Source organism: Bradyrhizobium sp. USDA 4502, from assembly GCF_054063355.1.
This window is the reverse complement of sequence record NZ_JBSSGF010000001.1, coordinates 6996887-7016452: the sequence shown is the minus strand read 5'-3', so window position 1 is coordinate 7016452 and position 19566 is coordinate 6996887. Positions and strand designations below refer to the sequence as shown.

The window sequence follows — 19566 nt, the reverse complement described above, 5'->3', positions numbered from 1 at the left end:
TCGAGAAAAAGCGCGGCGGCCAAGAAAATTTACCGGTTGGCAACCACGACCGTATTGTCGATGCTTCCGAGTGTCAATGTGTGTCCACGTGACACCGCGCCGTTAACCACGATTCGGCCATGCAGCGGGAGGTAGAGTGTGGGAACTCGACCATTTTTAATCTTGTGCGACCCCCGGTGGTTTCTGCGCCGCAGGCGGAATTGTCGTTGTGTGACGAACATGTGTCGGTGATTCGCCTTGGGATTGATTCCCGGCAAGCCGTCTGTGATCTCTCCTCACCCGAAAGGCCAGTGAATCTGTCCCTTCCTGTCGTCACGGCTTCGCGATCACGTCGTAAGGCTTTCAGATTGCGCAACTATTCGCTTGATCCGGCGGCCATCTTGAACAGACTGGGGAGCGGCTACATCTGTGACGTCCGCTGCCGCGACATTGCGGTGGTCCATCCGCGTTGAATCACCGCAAGTTTAATTGCGACTTTCGTAGCCCTGCACTGATCCTTGGGGAGAGGGAATTGAGTTCGATTGACAGAACGGGGCGTGTGGCTCCGGTGACCGGCGTCGAGCGTCATTCGCTTCGCCGCCATGCCTCACGCGGCCTGTCGCTCAGGCCTTGGCTTGGCCTTGCGCCGATCGGGCTGCTGGCGGCGCTGGCGCTCGGCGGCTGCGACAACAAGAGCGCGCAATCGCAGGCCGCGCCTGCGCCGCCACCCGTGACCGTCGCGCAGCCGGTCAAGCGCACCGTCACCGACTGGGACGAGTTCACCGGCCGCTTCGAGGCGATCGAGGAGGTTCAGGTCCGCGCCCGTGTCGGCGGCTTCGTCAACAGCGTCGAGTTCAAGGATGGTGCGATCGTCCACGCCGGCGATCTGCTCTACATTATCGACCCGCGGCCGTTCGAGGCGGTCGTGCTGCAGGCCGAAGGCCAGCTGGCCGACGCGCGCGCCAAGGGGGAGCTTGCCAAGCGCGATCTCGAGCGCGGGCTGAACCTCGTGCAGACCAGCGCGGTCTCGGAGCAAGTCGTCGATCAGCGCCGTCAGGCATTGCAGGCGGCGCGCGCCGCCGAGACCCAGGCCGAAGGCACGCTGAAGGCCGCGCAGCTCAATGTCGAATTCACCCATGTGCTGGCGCCGATCACCGGCCGCGTCAGCCGGCATCTGGTCACTCCGGGCAATCTCGTGCAGGGCAGCGAGGGCGGCGCGACGCTGCTGACCTCGATCGTGTCGCTCGATCCGATCTACATCTATTTCGACGTCGACGAGGCGACCTATCAGCGCAACAGCAAGCTGTGGTTCGAAGGCAGGCGGCCGAGCTCGCGCGACACGGCGAACCCGGTGCAGATCGCGTTGACCGGCGAAACCAAGCCCTCGCATGAGGGCAAGATGGACTTCCTCGACAATCGGCTCGACGTCTCGACCGCGACGCTGCGCAGCCGCGCGGTCGTTCCGAACAAGGATCTGTCGGTCCTGCCCGGCCAGTTCGGCCGCGTCCGCATCATCGGCTCCTCGCCCTATGAGGCGCTGCTGATCCCGGACAGCGCTGTTGCCACCGACCAGTCGCGCAAGATCGTGTTCGTGGTCAAGGACGACAATACGGTGGAAGCAAGAGCTGTCACGCTCGGGCCGCTCGACGATGGCCTGCGCGTCGTCCGCGAAGGCCTCAAGGCGGAGGATCACGTGATCGTCGACGGCCTGCAGCGCGCCCGCGTCGGCGCCAAGGTGACGCCGAAGATGGCGCAGGCTCCGGCGGATTCCAAGCCCGCGGCAGGCGACAAGCCCGCGGCCGCTGACAAGCCCGCCGCAGGTGCCAAACCATGAATCTCGGCAGGCTCTCCATCAACCAGCCCATCCTCGCGATGGTGCTGTCGATCGTGCTGCTGATCGTCGGCGCGATCGCCTATCCGACGCTGCCGGTCTCGGAATATCCGCAAGTGGTGCCTCCGACCGTCGTGGTCACCACGCAATATCCGGGCGCCTCGGCGCAGACTGTGTCCGATACCGTCGCTGCGCCGATCGAGCAGGAGATCAACGGCGTCGAGGACATGCTGTATCTCTACAGCCAGGCGACGTCGAACGGCCAGCTCACCATCACCGCGACCTTCAAGCTCGGCACCGACCTCGACAAGGCCCAGGTGCTGGTGCAGAACCGCGTCGCGATCGCGCAGCCGCGGCTGCCCGAAGAGGTGCAGCGCAACGGCGTGACCACGCGCAAGAACTCGCCCGACATCCTGATGGTCGTGTTCATGCTGTCGCCCGACGACACGTTCGACCAGCTCTACATCTCCAACTACGCGCTGCTGCAGGTCCGCGACCAGCTGTTGCGGCTCGATGGCGTCGGCGACATCCAGATGTTCGGCGCGCGCGACTATTCGATGCGGCTGTGGCTCGATCCCGACCGGATCGCCAATCTCGGCCTGACCTCGACCGAGGTGCTGGCGGCGATCCGGGCGCAGAACCTGCAGATCGCCGGCGGCCAGATCGCCGAGCCGCCGATCGCCGATCGCGCATTCCAGCCGAACCTCGTCTTCACCGGCCGCCTCAAGGACATCAGGCAGTTCGAGGACATCGTGGTGAAGGCCGGCTCCGACGGCCGCACGGTACGTCTGCGCGACGTCGCCCGCGTCGAGCTCGGCGCGCTGTCCTACGCCACCAACAGCTTCCTGCTGCGCAAATCCGCCGTCGCGCTGCTGGTGACGCAACGGCCCGGATCGAACGCGCTCGCGACCGCCAAGAGCATCTCCGACACGATGGAGCGGATGAAGGCGAGTTTCCCGAAGGGGCTCGACTACAATATCGGCTACAACCCGACCGAATTCATCGCCCAATCGGTCCACGAGCTGATCAAGACGATCTACGAGGCGATGGCGCTCGTCGTCATCGTGGTGCTGGTGTTCCTGCAGGGATGGCGGCCTGCGATCATCCCGATCATCGCGATCCCGGTGTCGCTGGTCGGCACCTTCGCGGTGATGGCCGCGCTCGGCTTCTCGATCAACAATCTGACACTGTTCGGCCTCGTGCTGGCGGTCGGCATCGTGGTCGACGACGCCATCGTGGTGGTCGAGAATGTCGAGCGGCATCTCGAGCACGGCATGAGCAGGCGCGACGCTGCGCTCAAGACCATGGAGGAGGTCGGCGGCGCGCTGGTCTCGATCGCGCTCGTGCTGTGCGCGGTGTTCGTGCCGACCGCCTTCCTCGGCGGCATCTCCGGGCAGTTCTTCCAGCAATTCGCGGTCACCATCGCGGTCGCGACCGCGATCTCCTGCTTCTGCTCGCTGACGCTGTCGCCGGCGCTGGCCTCGCAGATCCTGGTGCCGCATGAGGAGAAACGCCCGCCGGCGCGCTGGAACATCATCGCGCGCGGCTGGGACAGCTTCACCGCGCTGTTCAACCGGGTGTTCGACCGGCTCGCGCACGGCTATGCATCGGTGGCCGACTTCGTGATCCGGCATACGGTGGTGATGCTTGCGCTCTACCTCGTACTGATCGGCAGCGCCGGCTGGCTGCTCGCGACCACCTCGCAGGGCTTCATTCCGGCGCAGGATCGCGGCTACGTCATCATCTCGGCGCAACTGCCGGGCGCCGCGTCGCTGGCGCGGACCACCGCTGTTGTGCGCGAGATCGAGCGGATCGCGCTGGATACGCCGGGCATCGTTCGCGTCGCGGCGTTCGCCGGCTTCTCCGGTGCGACGCGCACGCAGCAGGGCAACGCCGCGGCGCTGTTCCCGGTATTCGACGAGCCGGAGGCGCGCCTGAAGAAGGGGCTGACGGCGAACGCGATCACGGCCGAATTGCGCAAGCGTCTGTCGGTGATCCAGGGCGCCTTCATCATCGTCATTCCGCCGCCGGCCGTGCCCGGCATCGGCACCGGTGGTGGCTTCACCATCCGCGTCCAGGACCGGCAGGGGCGCGGACCCGAACTGCTGGCTTCCGCGACCGATGAACTGGTGACAGCCGCGCGCAAATCGCCGTCTCTCACGTCGGTGTTCTCGCCGTTCACCGCGAACACGCCGCAGCTGTTCGTCGACATTGATCGCGTCAAGGCGCAGAAGCTTGGGGTGCCGATCGCCAACATTAATGACACGATCCAGACCTATTTTGGTTCGACCTATGTCAACGACTTCAACCTGTTCGGCCGCACCTATCACGTTACCGCGCAAGCCGATCTGCCGTTCCGGAAAGACAGCCCCGATCTCGCAAGGCTGCGCACCCGCAACGTCGCCGGCGACATGGTGATGCTCGGCAGCATCGTGGACTTCAAGGACGTCTCGGGACCCGACCGCGTCGCGCGCTACAATCTGTACTCGGCGTCCGAACTACAGGGTGAGCCGGCACCGGGCGTGAGCTCGACGACGGCGCTCAACACCATCAAGCAGCTCGCCGACCAGACATTGCCGAGCGGCTTTTCGTTCGAGTGGACCGACCTGTCCTACCAGCAGGTCACCGGCGCCAATGCCGGCCTCTACGTGTTTCCGATCTGCGTGCTGTTCGTCTATCTGGTGCTGGCCGCGCAATATGGCAGCTGGACATTGCCGTTCGCGGTGATCCTGATCGTGCCGATGTGCCTGTTCGCGGCCACGATCGGCGTGCGACTGATGGGCCAGGACGTCAACATCCTGACCCAGATCGGCTTCGTGGTGCTGGTGGGGCTGGCCGCCAAGAACGCGATCCTGATCGTCGAGTTCGCACGCGACATCGAGCTCGAGGGGAGGTCGCGGCTGGACGCGGTGATCGAGGCCTGCCGGCTCCGTCTGCGGCCGATCCTGATGACCTCGTTCGCCTTCATCCTCGGCGTGCTGCCGCTGGTGGTGTCGACCGGTTCGGGCTCGGAGATGCGGCAGGCGGTCGGCGTTGCCGTGTTCTTCGGCATGCTCGGCGTCACCCTGTTCGGCCTGGTCTTCACGCCGATCTTCTACATGGTGGTGCGCAACCTCGCGGAAGGAAAGAACGAGGGCAAGCCGGCCGAGCCCAAGGCAACCGTGGCGGGTTGAGGGCGGCACCCAACGTTCCGCAGCAGCAAGTCCTTCCCCGTCATCCTGAGGAGCCTGCGAAGCAGGCGTCTCGAAGGATGCACGGCCACCGGCCGGGCCGTCGACCCTTCGAGACGCGCGTTCCGTGCTCCCTCAGGGTGACGGGAAGCTAGCAAGTGCTGTCGACGCAGCCCATACTTTTGGCTGAGCGGAAAGAGATGGGCAGGCGTGGGGTTATAAAATAATGTCGCGCCGATTTTTCCTGATAGAAACTGCTGGGAGAGCATAGAATGAAGTCCGGATTTTTGGCCGCGGTCGCGGCCTGCAGCCTGATGCTTGCGGCGCCGGCGATGGCCCAGGGCGTCAAGATCGGCATCCTGAACGATCAGTCCGGCGTCTATGCCGACTACGGCGGCAAATATTCGCTCGAAGCCGCGCGGATGGCGGTCGAGGATTTCGGCGGCGAGGTGCTGGGACAGAAGATCGAGATCGTTACCGCCGACCATCAGAACAAGCCGGATCTTGCGACCGCGATCGCGCGGCGCTGGTACGAGGTCGAGAACGTCGACATGATCACCGAGCTCACGACGTCGTCGGTCGCGCTCGCGGTGCAGGAGCTGTCGAAGGAAAAGAAGAAGATCGACATCGTGGTCGGCGCGGCGACCTCCCGTATCACCGGCGATGCCTGCACGCCCTACAGCTTCCACTGGGCCTATGACACCCGCGCGCTCGCCGTCGGAACCGGCGGTGCGCTGACGGAAGCCGGCGGCAACACCTGGTTCTTCCTGACCGCCGACTACGCCTTCGGCTACGCGCTGGAGAAGGACACCAGCGACATCGTCACCTCAAAGGGCGGCAAGGTGGTCGGCTCGGTCCGCGTGCCGCTCAATTCGTCGGACTTCTCGTCCTTCCTGCTGCAGGCGCAGAGCTCGAAGGCCAAGATCATCGGGCTCGCCAACGCCGGACTCGACACCACCAACTCGATCAAGCAGGCGGCCGAGTTCGGCATCGTGCGCGGCGGCCAGAAGCTTGCCGGCCTGTTGATGACGCTGTCGGAGGTGCACGGTCTCGGGCTCGAGGCGGCGCAAGGTCTCGTGCTCACCGAGGGCTTCTACTGGGACCACGACGACGCCTCGCGCGCCTTCAGCGAGCGCTTCTTCAAGCGCACCAGCCGGATGCCGAGCATGATCCATGCCGGCACCTATTCGGCGACGCTGAGCTATTTGAAGGCGGTGAAGGCCGCCGGCACCAAGGACAGCGAGGCGGTCGCCGCCAAGCTGAAGGAGCTGCCGGTCGATGACGCCTTCGCCAAGGGCAAGGTGCTCGCGAACGGCCGCATGGTGCACGACCTCTATCTGTTCGAGGTCAAGAAGCCCTCGGAATCGAAGAAGCCGTGGGACTATTACAAGCAGATCGCCGTGGTGCCCGGCGACAAGGCCTTCTTCACCGCCAAGGAAAGCGGCTGCCCGCTGACCAAGTGAGGCGAATATCCACGGGTGGTGTCGTCCTGGCGAAAGCCAGGACCCATTACCCCGATTGGATGTTGTTGCACCACGCTGTGGCCATCAGATTGCCCATAACCACGCTCTGTGGTTATGGGTCCTGGCTTTCGCCAGGACGACGGTAGTGGTTATGGCGCGACCGCGCCTTCAATGCGCCAGCCGCCACACCGCGCCGCCGATCGCGCCAACCCAGAGGATGACGCAGGCGAGCGCCTGGATGGCGAAGCCGGGGCTGCGTTTTGCCACTGCTTCGCGATAGCCGATGAAATAGACGATGCGGCCGATCACCCAGATCGCGCCGACCGCCGCCGCGGCGGCATCGCCGACATAGACCGCGAACAGCCAGAGCGACGGCAGGAAGATCGGCATCCATTCCAGCGTGTTCATCTGGATGCGGTAGATGCGCTCGAAATCCGGATTTCCCGTGATCGCCGGCAGCTTGACCCCGTAGACCGCGCGGGCGCGGGCGACCTGCAGCGCGAAGAAGAAGTGCAGCGCGACCGCAAGGCAGGTGACGATGGCGGTGTAGTGGTACATGTCAGGCATTTCCTCTTTCCAATGGCCCCGATGTCATGACGGGTCAGCGAGGCCCGGTGTGACATGCGGCCTCGCTTTACCTCTCCCCGCGCGCGGGGAGAGGTCGGAACGCATCGTCAGATGCGTTCCGGGTGAGGGGGACCTCGGCGACACCAGCTGTCACCGGGTACGCGGAGACGGCCCCTCACCCCAACCCTCTCCCCGTAAGAACGGGGCGAGGGAGCACAGTTATGCCGCGGCCCCATTCGGACCAATTCCGTCACGTCCTAGTACCCCGTCATCTCAAGATAGCCGATTCCGGCGTGGCTGCCTGCAAAGCGGATCGGGCCTTCCCAATAGGGGAAGCTGGTTCCCATCCAGGCCTTCGGATTGAGCGGCGTGGTCTCGATGGCAAGGCCGCGTGCGGGCAGGTTGACGCGCCATGATGTCGGCAGCTTGCGGCCGTCGATCTCGGTGGTCGCGAGCGGCGCGATGCTGTTGCTGCCGGCGGCGATCTCGGCCGAGCGGCCGTCCGGCGTGATCCAGTTGCCGAACAGGTTTTCGCGGCCGTCCTTCTGGCGCAGCCGGTACAGCATCAGCTTCTCGTCGCCGGGCAGATGCAGCGAGAACCAGTCCCAGCCGGTCTGATCGGCCGCCAATGGCTGGCTGCTCCATTCGCGATCCATCCAGGCCATGCCCGTGACATCGATCGGTCTGTCGTCGATCACGATGCGGCCGGACGCCTTGTAGAACGGCTGGCTGTAATAATAGGAGGCCTGCCCGCGATCCGACTTGCGGCTGTAGCCGTGGTCGCCCTGCAGCACCAGGGCGCGGTCGGCGTCGAGCCGCAGCGCGGTGCTGAAGTCGGCGGCGGAGGCCTTGAGCTCGAGCGGTGCGACGCGCTGGGTATCGAACGCATCGCGCCCGCGCAGCTCCCAGGCGTCGATCCAGGCGCGGAACGGCGTGGCTTCGACCGCGGCCTGCCCGACGCCGCCGCGGGCAAAGGTCTCGCTGAAGCGGTGCGTGCCGGCGCTGGTCACGGCGGCGTGGCCCATCCAGAGCTGCTGATTGGCCCAGCCCTCGGCCGGTCCGCCCGCTTTCATCGCCTGGCGGAACAGCGTCCATTGCGCGCCATAGGCCGCGCCGCTCGTGTCGGACAGGTTGGCGGTCACGTACCACCATTCGATCCGGAATTCCGGATGCGGGCCGTGGTCCGTGGGGAACGTGAATGGCTTGCCCGGCGTGACGGCGGCAAATCCTTCCGCGGTCTCGCCGAGCCCGGCGAAGCCCTGCGCGAACGTCTTGCCGCCGAGCGCCAGCCCCAGCGCACCGCCGGCAAAGGCGCGACGGGTGATGGTGCCGCTAGCGCTCATTGACAAAGATCCTGATCAGGCTGGCGGGCTGCATGCGCGCCAGCCTCGCGACCGGAAGCGCCGCGGCACAGAATGCGGCGGCCAGCGCCACCGCGAGCAGCTCGATCAGCTGCAGCGGGAAAATGTGGAACGGCAGCCGCCAGCCGAACGCCTTGACGTTGACGATCGCAAGCAGGCACCACGCCACCAGCAGGCCGAGCGGCAGCGCAAACAGCGCGGTGATCAGCGCGACCGCCATGGTCTTCAACAGTTCGAGCGCGGCGAGCCGCCGCCGGGTCAGGCCGATCGCCCACAGCGGCGCCAGCTGCGGCAGCCGCGAATTGGCCAGCGTGAGCAGGCTGGTCAAAAGCGCAATGCCGGCGACGCCGAGCGTGAAGGCGTTGAGCGCGGCGGTCACCGAGAAGGTGCGGTTGAAGACCCGCTTCGATTCCGTTTTCATCCTGGCCTGGTCGGCGATGTTGTGATCATCGAGACCGAATTTCTCCTGTAGCGCGGTGATCAGCGGTGCGATCTTATCCGGTGCCACGCGGAGGCCCATCCGTGTCATTGGTGTCTGCGGGAAGCGCCGGGTCAGCGCGGCGAAGTTGACCGCGATCTGGCCCTTGGGGTTGCCGTAATCGGCATAGATGCCGACGATCTCGAGCGGCCAGTTGCCGGCCGGGGGCGGGTACCTCGATATGATCGCCGATCGCCAGCTTCATCCGCCGCGACAGCTGCTCGCTGACGAGGCAGGTGTCGCCGGGCCGCAGCCGAACCCACGCATTTGCGACGCTTTCGAGCAACGGCCAGCTGTCGTGATAGGTGGCGTGGTCGGGCAGGCCGAGCACCTCGATCGGCGCGCCGTCGAGCTGGGTGTCGGCGCGGCCGCCGGGCAGGATGGCCTGAACCTCGGGCCGATCGCGCAGCCAGGCCTTGATCTCCTTTGCCTGCTGATCGCTGGCGGCGCTGATGTAAACGTCGGCGGCGAGCCTTCCGTCGAGCCAGACCAGGAAGGTGCGGTTGAAACTTTCCACCATGGTGCCGACGCCGACATTGACCGCGAGCGCAAGCAGCAGCGCCATCAGCGCCAGCGACAGTCCCGACAATTGCTGGCGGCTGTCGGCCCAGAACCAGATGCCGACCGGCGCCCGCGCGCTGCGCTGCCCGAAGGCCAGCGCAATCTGCAGGACCATCGGCAGGATCAGCGCCGCGCCGAGCATCAGCGCGGCGAGCACGGCGAAGCCCGCGATCAGGGAATCGCCGAACCAGATCAGGCCCGCGGCGACCGCAAACACCGCGAGTGCCGCCGCGCTCTGGAGCAGCAGCCAGCGCCGCTGCGCCTGCTGCCAGGCCTGCGGCTGCGCCGTCGCCAGCACCGGCATCCGGATCGCCTTGGCAAGGCTCGCAGCCGCCGCGGCGAGCGCGCCAAGAATGCTGATAGCGATGCCGGCGAACCACCAGGCGGGTTTAAGCGAAAGCTGTCCGGGAATCTGCGCGCCATAGAGCCCGCGCAGCGAGGCCGTGACATCCGGCAGCAAGGCAGCCGCAATGAAGTAGCCGCAGACGAGGCCGATGAGGCCGGCGACCAGCGCCAGCGACACCAGCTCGATCACCAGCACGGTGTTGAGCATTCGCGCCGAGACGCCACAGGCGCGCAGTGTGCGCAGCATCGGCAGCCGCTGCTCGAAGGCGAGGCCGATCGCGGAGTTGACGATGAACAGGCCGACGAAGAACGACAGCAGGCCGAACGCAGTGAGGTTGAGATGGAAGCTGTCGGTGAGGCGTTCGAGGTCGCTCTCCGCGCTCGGCTCGACCAGGCGGAGCTTGTCACCCGCCACGCTTTCGAGCGTTGCGTGCGGCGCTTTGGACCTGCCAACGAGGAGGCGCGAGACCTGGCCGGGCATTTTGAGGATGTCCTGCGCGATACCGATATCGACGATCAGTGCGCCGGGCGCGAGCTCGGCCTGTACGCGCAGCGGCGGCAAGCTCATGCCGTTGGCCTGCGGCTGCTCGCCTTCCTTGAGGCCGAGATCGCGTAGCGTTTCCGGGGCCACCAGCATTTCGCCCGGCGGCGTGACGAAGGATTGCAGGCTGCCGCGTCCGACCGCCGGCGCGTTGCCGACCTCGGACGGCAGCGTCACCGGCTCGATGCCGAGCAGGCGGAAGCTGCGCCCGTCGATCTGGACCCGGCCCTCCAGCATCGGCGACACCGGCCAGCCGGCACGGCGCAGATCGACGAACAGTTGTTGCGGGAAGGTCGCGCTGTCCCTGGCGACCAGCATTGCAGTGCGCGATCCGCCGAAGGTCGCGGCAGCGCGGTCATAGGCGATGCGGGCCTGCTGGTTCAGCGCCTGCACGCCGCTCCACAGCGCGGTGGCCGAGATCAGTCCGATCAAGAGCGTTGCGAGCTGCATCGGATGCCGCCGCCAGTGGCTGAGCAGCACCGCAAGGATCCACAGCGCGCGCCTCATGCGACGATCCCGGCATGCAGGGTGACCTGGCGGTCGAGCGTCGCCGCAAGCCGCGCGCTGTGTGTGACCATCAGGAAGCCGCAGCCGGTGCGGGTCACCAGATCGCGTGCCAGTGCCAGCACCTCGTCGGCGGTGTCCTCGTCGAGATTGCCGGTCGGCTCGTCGGCGAGCAGCAACAGCGGCTTTGGCGCCAGCGCGCGGCCGATCGCGACGCGCTGCTGCTGACCGCCGGACAGTTGCTCGGGATAGCGCCTGAGCAGGCTTCTCAGGCCGAGGCGCTCGACCAGTTCGTCGTGCCAGGCGGCGTCATGCCGGCCGGCGATGCGCGACTGAAACACGAGATTGTCCGTGACCGTCAGGCTCGGGATCAAATTGAATTGCTGGAACACGAGGCCGAGCCGGTCGCGGCGTAATTCGGCGCGGCCAGCGTCGTTGAGGTCGGAGACGACGGTGTCGGCGAGGGCGATCTCGCCGCTGTCGGCGGCATCGAGCCCCGCGATCAGATGCAGCAGCGTGCTCTTGCCGCTGCCGGATTCGCCCGATAGCGCCACGCTCTCGCCGGTCGCAACGGCAAGGTCGACGCCGCGCAGCACAGCGACGTCTTCGCCGGCAGAGCGGTAACTCTTGGTCAGTCCGGTGACGCGAAGCACTGCGGCGGTCTGGTCAGATGAAACGATGGCCGTGCCTCATTGCGGCTTCTGGTATTTCAGGACGAACTCGTCGATCGGCACCGGTGCCTTGAAGACGGGAATGTCCTTGGGGTCCTCCGCATGATGCAGGAAATCGCCCTCGGCCACCAGCTTGAAGCCGGCCGCCTCGATCTCCTGCTTCAAGGTGCTCTCCTCGATCCGGTGCAGCGTCTTGGCGACATTGGTGCCTTCGCCCGTCTTGGCGGAGTGATCCGCGATCACGAGGAAGCCGCCCGGCTTGAGCGCGGCGAACATCTTCTTGTTCATCGCGGCGCGGTCGACCGGCAGATAGGTGATGTCGTGATAGAAAAAGAAGAAGGTGATCATGTCGAGGTCCTTGACCTCGGGCGGGATCGGGTCGTCATAGTCCCGCACCACATGGACGACGTTCTTCATCGCCGGCGCCTTGGCGCGATTGTCGAACTTGTCCTTGACGAAGCGCTCGAGCACGGTCGCGGAATCCTGTGCGTAGACCTTGCCCGACGGGGCTACGGTGCGCGCCAATAGTTCGGTGCTGTAACCCGCGCTCGCCGCCATGTCGAGGATCGTCATACCGGGCTTGACGCCGGCAAAGGCGAGCATCTTGGCCGGCTGCCGGCGCTGGTCGACCTGACGATCCGCATCGCTGCGATCGGGTGCGGCGACGATCGCGGCGTAGTCGGGATTGGCGGCGTCTGCCGCGCGAACTTGAGGCGCGGCAAGCAGCGCGGCGGATACAAGTGCTGCGCAGGTGGCGGCACATAGGATCAATCTGTTCATGAAATAACCCCGGGCTTTTCGTTGGCCCTGAACATAGCAGTCGGGACATGACAGTTCACCGCTCCACTGGCGCGACCGACGCGATCGTGATCGGGCCGTTAGAAGCGCTCCGGGGCGCACAACCCCGAGGAAATGCGGTGTTGCGTTGCACGGCGAGGCGTGGCTAGCATCGCCGGACGGGGCCGATTTACGAAGCCAAAAACGAAACGACGGGGAGCCGGACATGACGACGCAAGCGACGCCCGAGAGGACGTCAGAGGGGCTGTCAAAGGGGACGCCGAAGGGCGCCTGGCAAATCACCTTCCTTCTATTCCTGTTCATGGTGGTGAACTTTGCCGACAAGATCGTGGTCGGGCTCGCCGGCGTGCCGATCAAGAAGGAAATGGGCCTCACCCAGGAGCAGTTCGGCGATCTCGGCTCGTCATTCTTCCTCTTGTTCTCGATCTCGGCGATCGTGGTCGGCTTCATCGTCAACCGCGTCGCCACCCGCTGGGTGCTGCTGATCCTGGCGGTGATCTGGTCGCTGGCGCAATTTCCGATGGTCGGCACCGTCAGCTTCACGACGCTGGTGATCTGCCGCATCATCCTCGGCGCCGGCGAGGGGCCGGCGTTCTCGGTCGCGGCGCACGCGATCTACAAATGGTTTCCGGACGAGAAGCGCACGCTGCCGACCGCGATCCTGTCGCAGGGCTCCGCGTTCGGCGTGATCCTCGCGGTGCCCGCGCTGAACTGGATCATCGTCAATCACAGCTGGCATCACGCCTTCGGCGCGCTCGGCATCGTCGGCCTGATCTGGGCCGTCGCCTGGTTCGCGCTCGGCAAGGAAGGGCCGCTGGTGTCGACGTCTGCCGTGACGGCCGACGAGCCGCGGATTCCGTATTGGAAGCTTTTGACTTCGCGCACCTTCATCGGCTGCGTGGTGGCAACCTTCGGCGCCTATTGGGCGCTGTCGCTCGGGCTCACCTGGTTCACGTCCTTCATCATCGAGGGGCTCGGCTTCTCGCAGCACCAGGCCGGCTTCGTCTCGATCCTGCCCTGGATCTTCGGCGCGACGATCGTGCTGCTGACCGGCTGGATCTCGCAGCTGATGCTGGCGCGCGGCTTCACCACCCGCGGCGCGCGCGGCGTGCTCGGCTCGGTGCCGCTGATCTTCGGCGGCGCCATCCTTGCGATGCTGCCCTATGCGCCGCCCGGCGGGATCATGATCGCGCTGCTGGTGATCGGCTCCGGCCTGTGCGGCTCGATCTACGTGGTGTGCCCGCCGATGCTCGGCGAGTTCACGCCGGTGTCGCAGCGCGGCGCGATCATCGCGATCTACGGCGCGCTCTACACGATCTCGGGCATCCTGGCGCCGATGGTGATGGGCAATGTGATCCAGCACGCGGCCACGCCGATGGCCGGTTACATGTCCGGCTTCACTATCAACGCGGCGATCATGGCCGGCTCCGGCCTGCTCGGATTGCTGCTGCTGTGGCCGAACAGCGAGCGGGCGCGGCTGACCGGCACGTCGCAGCCGGCAGGCACGATCAAAGGCGCGATGTCGCCGACGTAAGGGGCGCACCTCTGGCAACTCGCTCCACTTCGCCTCTCCCCTTGTGGGAGAGGCCGGATTTCGCGCGTCAGCGGGAAATCCGGGTGAGGGGTCTGCCTCCGCGAGCTCCGTCCCTCGAGAGACCGCAACCCCTCACCCGGATCGCATTGCGCTCCGCTGCATGCGATCCGGCCTCTCCCACAAGGGGAGAGGCGGGAGTCCCGTAGCCCGGATCGCTGCGTCTCTCAATTCATCCCCTGCGCGCCGCGCACCAGTCTGCCCGGGCGTGCGCCGGTGGCCTTGCCCTCGCGCTGGGTCACGATGCCCGACACGATGGTGGCGTCATAGCCGTCGACCTGCTGCAGGAGGCGGCGGCCGCCGACCGGCAGGTCGTAATGCACCTTCGGAGGGTGCAAATGCAGCCGGTCGTAATCGATCACGTTGACGTCGGCCTTGAAGCCAGGAGCGATCACGCCGCGATCATACAGACCGACCGACAGCGCGGTCTTGCGCGACTGCGCCGCGACCACGAACGGGATAGAGAGCTTCTCGCCGCGGCTGCGGTCGCGCGTCCAGTGCGTCAAGAGATAGGTCGGGAAGCTGGCATCGCAGATGATGCCGCAATGCGCGCCGCCGTCGGACAGGCCGGGCACGGCACTGGGCTCGCGCAGCATCTCATGCACGGCGTCGAGGTTGCCGTCGGCGTAATTCAGGAACGGCACATAGAGCATGCCGCGACCCTCGTCGGTCAGCATCGCGTCATAGGCAAGCTCTTCCGGCTGACGGCCCTGGCGCCGCGCCTGCGGCCCGAGCGCGTTTTCCGGCGGCTGCTCATAGTTCGGCGGATTACCCAAGAGATACATCTTGTCGTAGTTCGGCCGGAAGAACAGCGGATCGTCGGTCGCCGTCGCGCTCTCGCTCAGGATCGCCGCGCGCACCTCGGGCCGACGCAGATGCGCGAGCCGCTCGGCCAGCGGCAATTTGGCGATCTCGCGATAGCTCGGATGGGTCTGGAACGGATTGCGCGACAATTCGAGCCCGAGCAGCAGCCCGACCGGCCGTGCCGCGATCTGGGTCGTGATCGACAGGCCGCGGGCGGCGGCTTCATTGATGGTGTCCATGGTCTGCCGCCAGCGCCGCGGCGCCTTGTCGGCCTGTGCGACAGAGAACGAGATCGGGCACCTTGTGTTCTCGGCGACCCGCAGCATCATCGGCAGGTCTTCGTGCACGGTGCTCTGGTCGAGCACGAATTGCAGCACGCTGCGGCCGACGCCATGCATCGCGCCGGCGATCGCGGTCAGTTCATCTTCGCCGGCTTTCAGCGTCGGCGTGTAGTCGCCGGTCGAGGTGCGGTGATTGAGCGTGCGCGAGGTCGAGAAACCCAGCGCGCCCGCCCGCACTGCGTCGCCGGCGAGCGCCGCCATCGCCTTGTTGTCCTCGGCCGTTGCCGGATCGCGGCGCGCGCCGCGCTCGCCCATCACATAGACCCGCAGCGCGGCATGCGGCAGCTGCGCGCCGATATCCATGTCGAAATCGCGCTTCGACAGCCACTCCATGTAGTCGGGGAAGCTCTCCCACGCCCAGGGAATGCCGGCGGAGAGCACCGGCTCCGGAATGTCCTCGACGCCTTCCATCAGCTGGATCAGCCTGGTGTGGTCGCTCGGCCGGCACGGCGCGAAGCCGACGCCGCAATTGCCCATGATCGCCGTGGTGACGCCGTTCTGCGACGACGGCGTGATGTCATGGCTCCAGGTCACTTGGCCGTCGTAATGGGTGTGGACGTCGACGAAGCCGGGCGCCACCAGCTTGCCGCGGGCGTCGATCTCTTCCTTGCCCTTCGCCGAAACCTTGCCGACTTCAGTGATCTTGCCGCCTGTGATCGCGACATCGGCTTCATAGAGGTCGCCGCCCTTGCCGTCGGCGATGGTGCCGCCGCGGATCACGAGGTCTGGGGTCGAGGTCATGGCATTTCATCCCGAGGCTGTTTTTGGTTGACGGCATCATGGGTCAGCCCCCGATGCTGTCAACCAGCGCCGATGAAGCTCTGGGATGCGCTGTTGCTGATTTGCCAGCAGGGATCGAGCGTTGCCGTCCGGCGGAAATTTGTTCCGCCGGCAACCCGCCGCGAACCTATCGCGCGCCGAAGAACGCTGTCTTCTGGGTCTCCTCGGCCTGCAGCCTGGCGCGGACGCGCATCAGGTCCTTCCAGCCGATATAGCCGACGAGGCGCTGATCCTCGCGCGAGATCACAGGCAGATGCGAGACGTTGACCTGCATCAGGCGGTCGGCGAGCCGGTCGAGATATTCGTCGGGATAGGCGACGGTGATCTTGCTGCCGGCCAGCAGCTGCCTGAGCGTCGCGGTGCGATGCTTGCCGGCGCGGCGCCAGCGCAGCACGGACGGCGGGTCGATCACGCCGAGCACGTGATGGTTGGCGTCGACGACGGGAAAGCTGGGGTGACCGGTCTTCGGGTTGGTCAGGAAGGCGGCCGCGCCGTGCAGCGTCATGGTGTCGGCGACGGTCTCGACCGCCTTGGTCATGACGTCGCGCACGCGGGTCAGCGCGAACGGATCGACACGGTACTCGCGCACCAGATGATGGCCGCGCCGAGCCACCTTCTCGGTCAGGATCGAGCGCCGCATCAAAAGCACCGTGACGCCGTGCGCGGTGCCGCAGGCCGCGATCAGCGGCAGCAGCACGTGGGTGTTGCCGGTCAGCTCGACCGCGAAGAAGGTTGCGGTCAGCGGCGAGCGCATCGTGCCGCCCATCGTCGCCGCCATCGCCAGCAGCGCCCAGAAGCCGGGGCTCGCTTCAGGCAGATAGCCGCTCAGCGCCGTTCCCATCGCGCCGCCCATGATGAGCAGCGGCGCCAGCACGCCGCCCGACGTGCCCGAGCCGAGCGCGACCGACCAGATCACGGCTTTCACCACGAGCAGCAGCAGCGCGGCCTTCAGCACCACATCGCCTTGCAGCATCGACGCGAGGTTGTCATAGCCGACGCCGAGCGCCTGCGGCTCGATCAAGCCGCCGAGGCCGACGACCAGGCCGCCGATCAGCGGCCACCACATCCAGTGGATCGGCAGCTTGAGGAAGATGTCCTCGCAGCCATAGACCAGCTGGGTGAGCACGCCCGACAGCAGCCCGGAGAGGATCCCGATCAGCATCCAGGCGCCGAGCTGCAGCACCGAGATGTCGACGCCGCCGGTGAACGGAAACAGCGGCGCGGGCATGTGCAGGAAGGTGCGTCCGACCGCCGCCACCACGGCGGCGACGGTGACGGGAATGAAGCTGCGCGGCGTCCATTCGAACAGCAGCAGTTCGACCGCGAGCATGATCGCGGCGATCGGCGTTCCGAACACCGTGGTCATTCCGGCGGCGGCGCCCGCCACCAGCAGGGTCTTGCGCTCGTTGTCGCTGACCGGGAGCATCTGCGCGATCAGCGAGCCGATCGCGCCGCCGGTCATGATGATCGGGCCCTCGGCGCCGAACGGGCCGCCGGTGCCGATCGACACCGCCGACGACAACGGCTTCAGGATCGCCACCTTGGGGTCGAGCCGGGAACGGCCGAGCAAGATGGCCTCGATCGCTTCCGGAATGCCGTGCCCGCGGATCTTCTCGCTGCCGAAACGCGCCATCAGCCCGATGATCAGCGAGCCCACGACCGGCACCAGCACGGTCCAGAGCCCGAGCGGCGAATCCTGCAATTTCAGGTCGGCGAAGCTGAACTGGCCGAAATAGGCGATGTTGGTGGCGAGCTTGATCAGCTGCAGCAGTCCCGCCCCGGCCAGCACGCCTGCGGCGGAAACAAACACGGCGATCGCCGAGATCACCACGACGCGCGGATCGGTCGTGAAGTCGCTCAGGAGGTGGCTGGCCTTCTCGCCGATTTTGGCGGTGTTTGGGGCGGTGTTCGTAGCGGAGGCGCTCGATTTGGTGGAAATGACGCTCATTGGTGGCGTAAGGCTCGGGTGAAGTGGACGCGGCGTAATATCGCATTGCGATATAATTACAAGCGGGAGACATCGAATGGCAGCGTTGAAAGGACCGTCGAAATCGCCGAGGCAGGACCAGAAGCGGGTTCCCAGCCAGGGCGATTACGAAACGCTGTCGCAATTTCGCTATCTGATCCGCCGGTTTCTGGAGTTCAGCCAGGACGCCGCGAAGGCCGCAGGCCTGACACCGCGGCAGCATCAGGCATTGCTGGCGATCCGGGGGTATCCGGGCGGCGGGCCGGTTGCGGTCGGTGATCTGGCCGAACGGCTGCGGCTTCGTCACCACACCACGGTCGAACTGGTCGACCGGCTGTCCGAGGCCGGACTGGTCGAGCGCGTGCTCGATCCCGCCGACCAGCGGCGGGTGCTGCTGAAATTAACCGGCCTTGCGGCCGATCATCTCGCCGAATTGTCGGCGGTCCATCTCGATGAGCTGTCGCGGATCGAGCCGCTCCTGAAGCAGGTGCTGTCGCGACGGTCGGAATGACCGCGCCGCGTGCGCAACGTTTCGCGTTTCAGGCGCGCGGGCTGGCGGTCTCGGCCTCGTATCCCGAAGCCTGCGGCTTGCGCTCGGTGACGAGGGCAAGCAGCACGGTCAGCACCATGAAGACCACGGAGGCGCCGAACACCCAGTGCGGCATGTGCTGGTCCATGATCCAGCCGAACAGCAGCGGGCTCACGATGCCGCCGAAGTTGAAGCCGGTGGAGACGATGCCGAAGGCGCGGCCGGCGGCGCCGGGCGGCGCCGCGTTGCGCACCATCATGTCGCGGGACGGCGCGATCACCCCGCCGAGGAATCCGGCGAGCCCCATCGCCAGCGTGAGCGCCACCGGCGGCAGGTCGAGCAGCGCAATCAGCAGCACGAGGGCGGCATTGACCGCGAAGCAGGCCGCGGCGACCTGGCTGTGGCGGTGGGTCCAGTCGGCGAGATAGCCGCCGGCGAGCACGCCGGCCGCGCTGGCGCCGAGGAATGCAGTCAGCGCGATATTGGCCGTCGAGAACGACGCGCCGTAGCCGCCCATCAGTGCGACCACGCCGAAATTGTTGATGCCCGAGGTCGACAGGCTGAGCAGCGTGAAGAAGGCCGTCAGCACCATCAGCGCCGGCGTGATTACGCTCGCCTTCGGCGCGGCGCCCTCCTTTGCCTTGTTCTTGTTGGCGCCGGCATCGGGAATGCCGAGCACGATCAGGAACAGCGCCACCAGCGGCCCGACCGCGCCGGCGACGATCAGCGCGCCGAGGCCGCCGATCGAGGCCACGAGCGCCGCCATGATCGCGGGCGCAACCGCGCCGCCGAGGAATCCGGCGAAGGTGTGGATCGAGAAGGCGCGGCCCATCCGCGCCTCGTCCATATGCGCCGAGAGGATTGCATAGTCAGCCGGATGATAGACGCTGTTGGCGAGGCCCAGCAGCACCGCGCAGACGATCAGCGACGTATAGCTGAGATGCAGGCCGAGCCCGATCAGCGCGCAACCGCCGACGGTCAGTCCGATCAACAGGATCTTGCGCGCGCCGATATGGTCGGCGAGGTAACCGATCGGCGCCTGGGTCAGCCCGGAGACCACCGCGAACACCGTCAGCGCCAGGCCGAGCTCGACATAGCCGACGCCGAGCTGCTGCTTCAGGAACGGGAACAGCATCGGCAGCACGAAGATATGGAAATGGCTGACCCAATGGGCGACCGAAATCCCCGTCAGCGTGCGCAGCGCACTGTCGGCTTTCGCTTGCTGCGGTGCGGCCAAAACGTCGACCATGTGCCTGAAAACCCTAATTCCGGAAAGCCCGCCGAAA

The 19566-nt window shown here is 66.2% G+C and carries 12 protein-coding genes and 1 pseudogene; 5 read left to right on the top strand and 8 right to left on the bottom strand.

Translation table 11 applies throughout. From position 1 onward, the window contains the following. Positions 1-595 precede the first annotated feature (595 nt). The 3 genes from ACVW1B_RS32775 to ACVW1B_RS32765 all read left to right on the top strand — a co-directional run bounded on the left by ACVW1B_RS32775 (position 596) and on the right by ACVW1B_RS32765 (position 6443). The gene (locus tag ACVW1B_RS32775; RefSeq protein WP_253609858.1) at positions 596-1813 is read left to right on the top strand and encodes an efflux RND transporter periplasmic adaptor subunit; all 1218 of its coding nucleotides are present in this window, start codon (positions 596-598) and stop codon (positions 1811-1813) included. Continuing rightward, positions 1810-4983, top strand: coding sequence for an efflux RND transporter permease subunit (locus tag ACVW1B_RS32770; protein WP_225642972.1), 3174 nt, complete (start codon positions 1810-1812; stop codon positions 4981-4983). The genes ACVW1B_RS32775 and ACVW1B_RS32770 overlap by 4 nt, the downstream gene beginning before the upstream one ends. 269 nt (positions 4984-5252) lie before the next feature. Then, entirely contained in the window at positions 5253-6443 is a 1191-nt protein-coding gene (locus ACVW1B_RS32765) for an ABC transporter substrate-binding protein (RefSeq protein ID WP_057021219.1), read from the top strand. A gap of 168 nt (positions 6444-6611) precedes the next feature. Here the strand turns inward: ACVW1B_RS32765 and ACVW1B_RS32760 are convergent, their stop codons facing one another. The 5 genes and pseudogenes from ACVW1B_RS32760 to ACVW1B_RS32740 all read right to left on the bottom strand — a co-directional run bounded on the left by ACVW1B_RS32760 (position 6612) and on the right by ACVW1B_RS32740 (position 12251). Continuing rightward, positions 6612-7001: an MAPEG family protein gene (locus ACVW1B_RS32760; RefSeq protein ID WP_057021220.1), complete on the bottom strand. Its 390-nt coding sequence runs from the start codon at positions 6999-7001 to the stop codon at positions 6612-6614. A 266-nt stretch (positions 7002-7267) separates the two neighbouring features. After that, positions 7268-8353, bottom strand: coding sequence for a lipocalin-like domain-containing protein (locus tag ACVW1B_RS32755; protein ID WP_253606183.1), 1086 nt, complete (start codon positions 8351-8353; stop codon positions 7268-7270). Then, positions 8343-10803: pseudogene (locus ACVW1B_RS32750) on the bottom strand (FtsX-like permease family protein). The gene ACVW1B_RS32755 and the pseudogene ACVW1B_RS32750 overlap by 11 nt, the downstream one beginning before the upstream one ends. Beyond that, on the bottom strand, positions 10800-11453 hold the full coding sequence (locus ACVW1B_RS32745; RefSeq protein WP_253606185.1) for an ABC transporter ATP-binding protein: 654 nt from the start codon (positions 11451-11453) through the stop codon (positions 10800-10802). The pseudogene ACVW1B_RS32750 and the gene ACVW1B_RS32745 overlap by 4 nt, the downstream one beginning before the upstream one ends. Before the next feature lie 36 nt (positions 11454-11489). After that, positions 11490-12251 carry a class I SAM-dependent methyltransferase gene (locus tag ACVW1B_RS32740; RefSeq protein ID WP_253606187.1) on the bottom strand — a complete coding sequence of 254 codons (762 nt, stop codon included), beginning with the start codon at positions 12249-12251 and terminating at the stop codon, positions 11490-11492. A gap of 223 nt (positions 12252-12474) precedes the next feature. On the opposite strand from ACVW1B_RS32740, the gene ACVW1B_RS32735 reads away from it, so the two are divergent. After that, positions 12475-13803 carry an MFS transporter gene (locus tag ACVW1B_RS32735; protein ID WP_253606189.1) on the top strand — a complete coding sequence of 443 codons (1329 nt, stop codon included), beginning with the start codon at positions 12475-12477 and terminating at the stop codon, positions 13801-13803. A 224-nt stretch (positions 13804-14027) separates the two neighbouring features. Here ACVW1B_RS32735 and ACVW1B_RS32730 read toward each other — a convergent pair whose 3' ends face one another. Continuing rightward, the gene (locus ACVW1B_RS32730; protein ID WP_253606191.1) at positions 14028-15746 is read right to left on the bottom strand and encodes an N-acyl-D-amino-acid deacylase family protein; all 1719 of its coding nucleotides are present in this window, start codon (positions 15744-15746) and stop codon (positions 14028-14030) included. 166 nt (positions 15747-15912) lie between these two features. Next, on the bottom strand, positions 15913-17733 hold the full coding sequence (locus ACVW1B_RS32725) for a chloride channel protein (protein WP_253606193.1): 1821 nt from the start codon (positions 17731-17733) through the stop codon (positions 15913-15915). Positions 17734-17809: 76 nt separating this feature from the next. Between ACVW1B_RS32725 and ACVW1B_RS32720 the strand changes: the two genes are divergently transcribed. Beyond that, positions 17810-18262: a MarR family winged helix-turn-helix transcriptional regulator gene (locus ACVW1B_RS32720; protein WP_092078941.1), complete on the top strand. Its 453-nt coding sequence runs from the start codon at positions 17810-17812 to the stop codon at positions 18260-18262. A gap of 28 nt (positions 18263-18290) precedes the next feature. Here the strand turns inward: ACVW1B_RS32720 and ACVW1B_RS32715 are convergent, their stop codons facing one another. Continuing rightward, positions 18291-19529 carry an MFS transporter gene (locus ACVW1B_RS32715; protein WP_253606195.1) on the bottom strand — a complete coding sequence of 413 codons (1239 nt, stop codon included), beginning with the start codon at positions 19527-19529 and terminating at the stop codon, positions 18291-18293. Between the last annotated feature and the right edge of the window lie 37 nt (positions 19530-19566).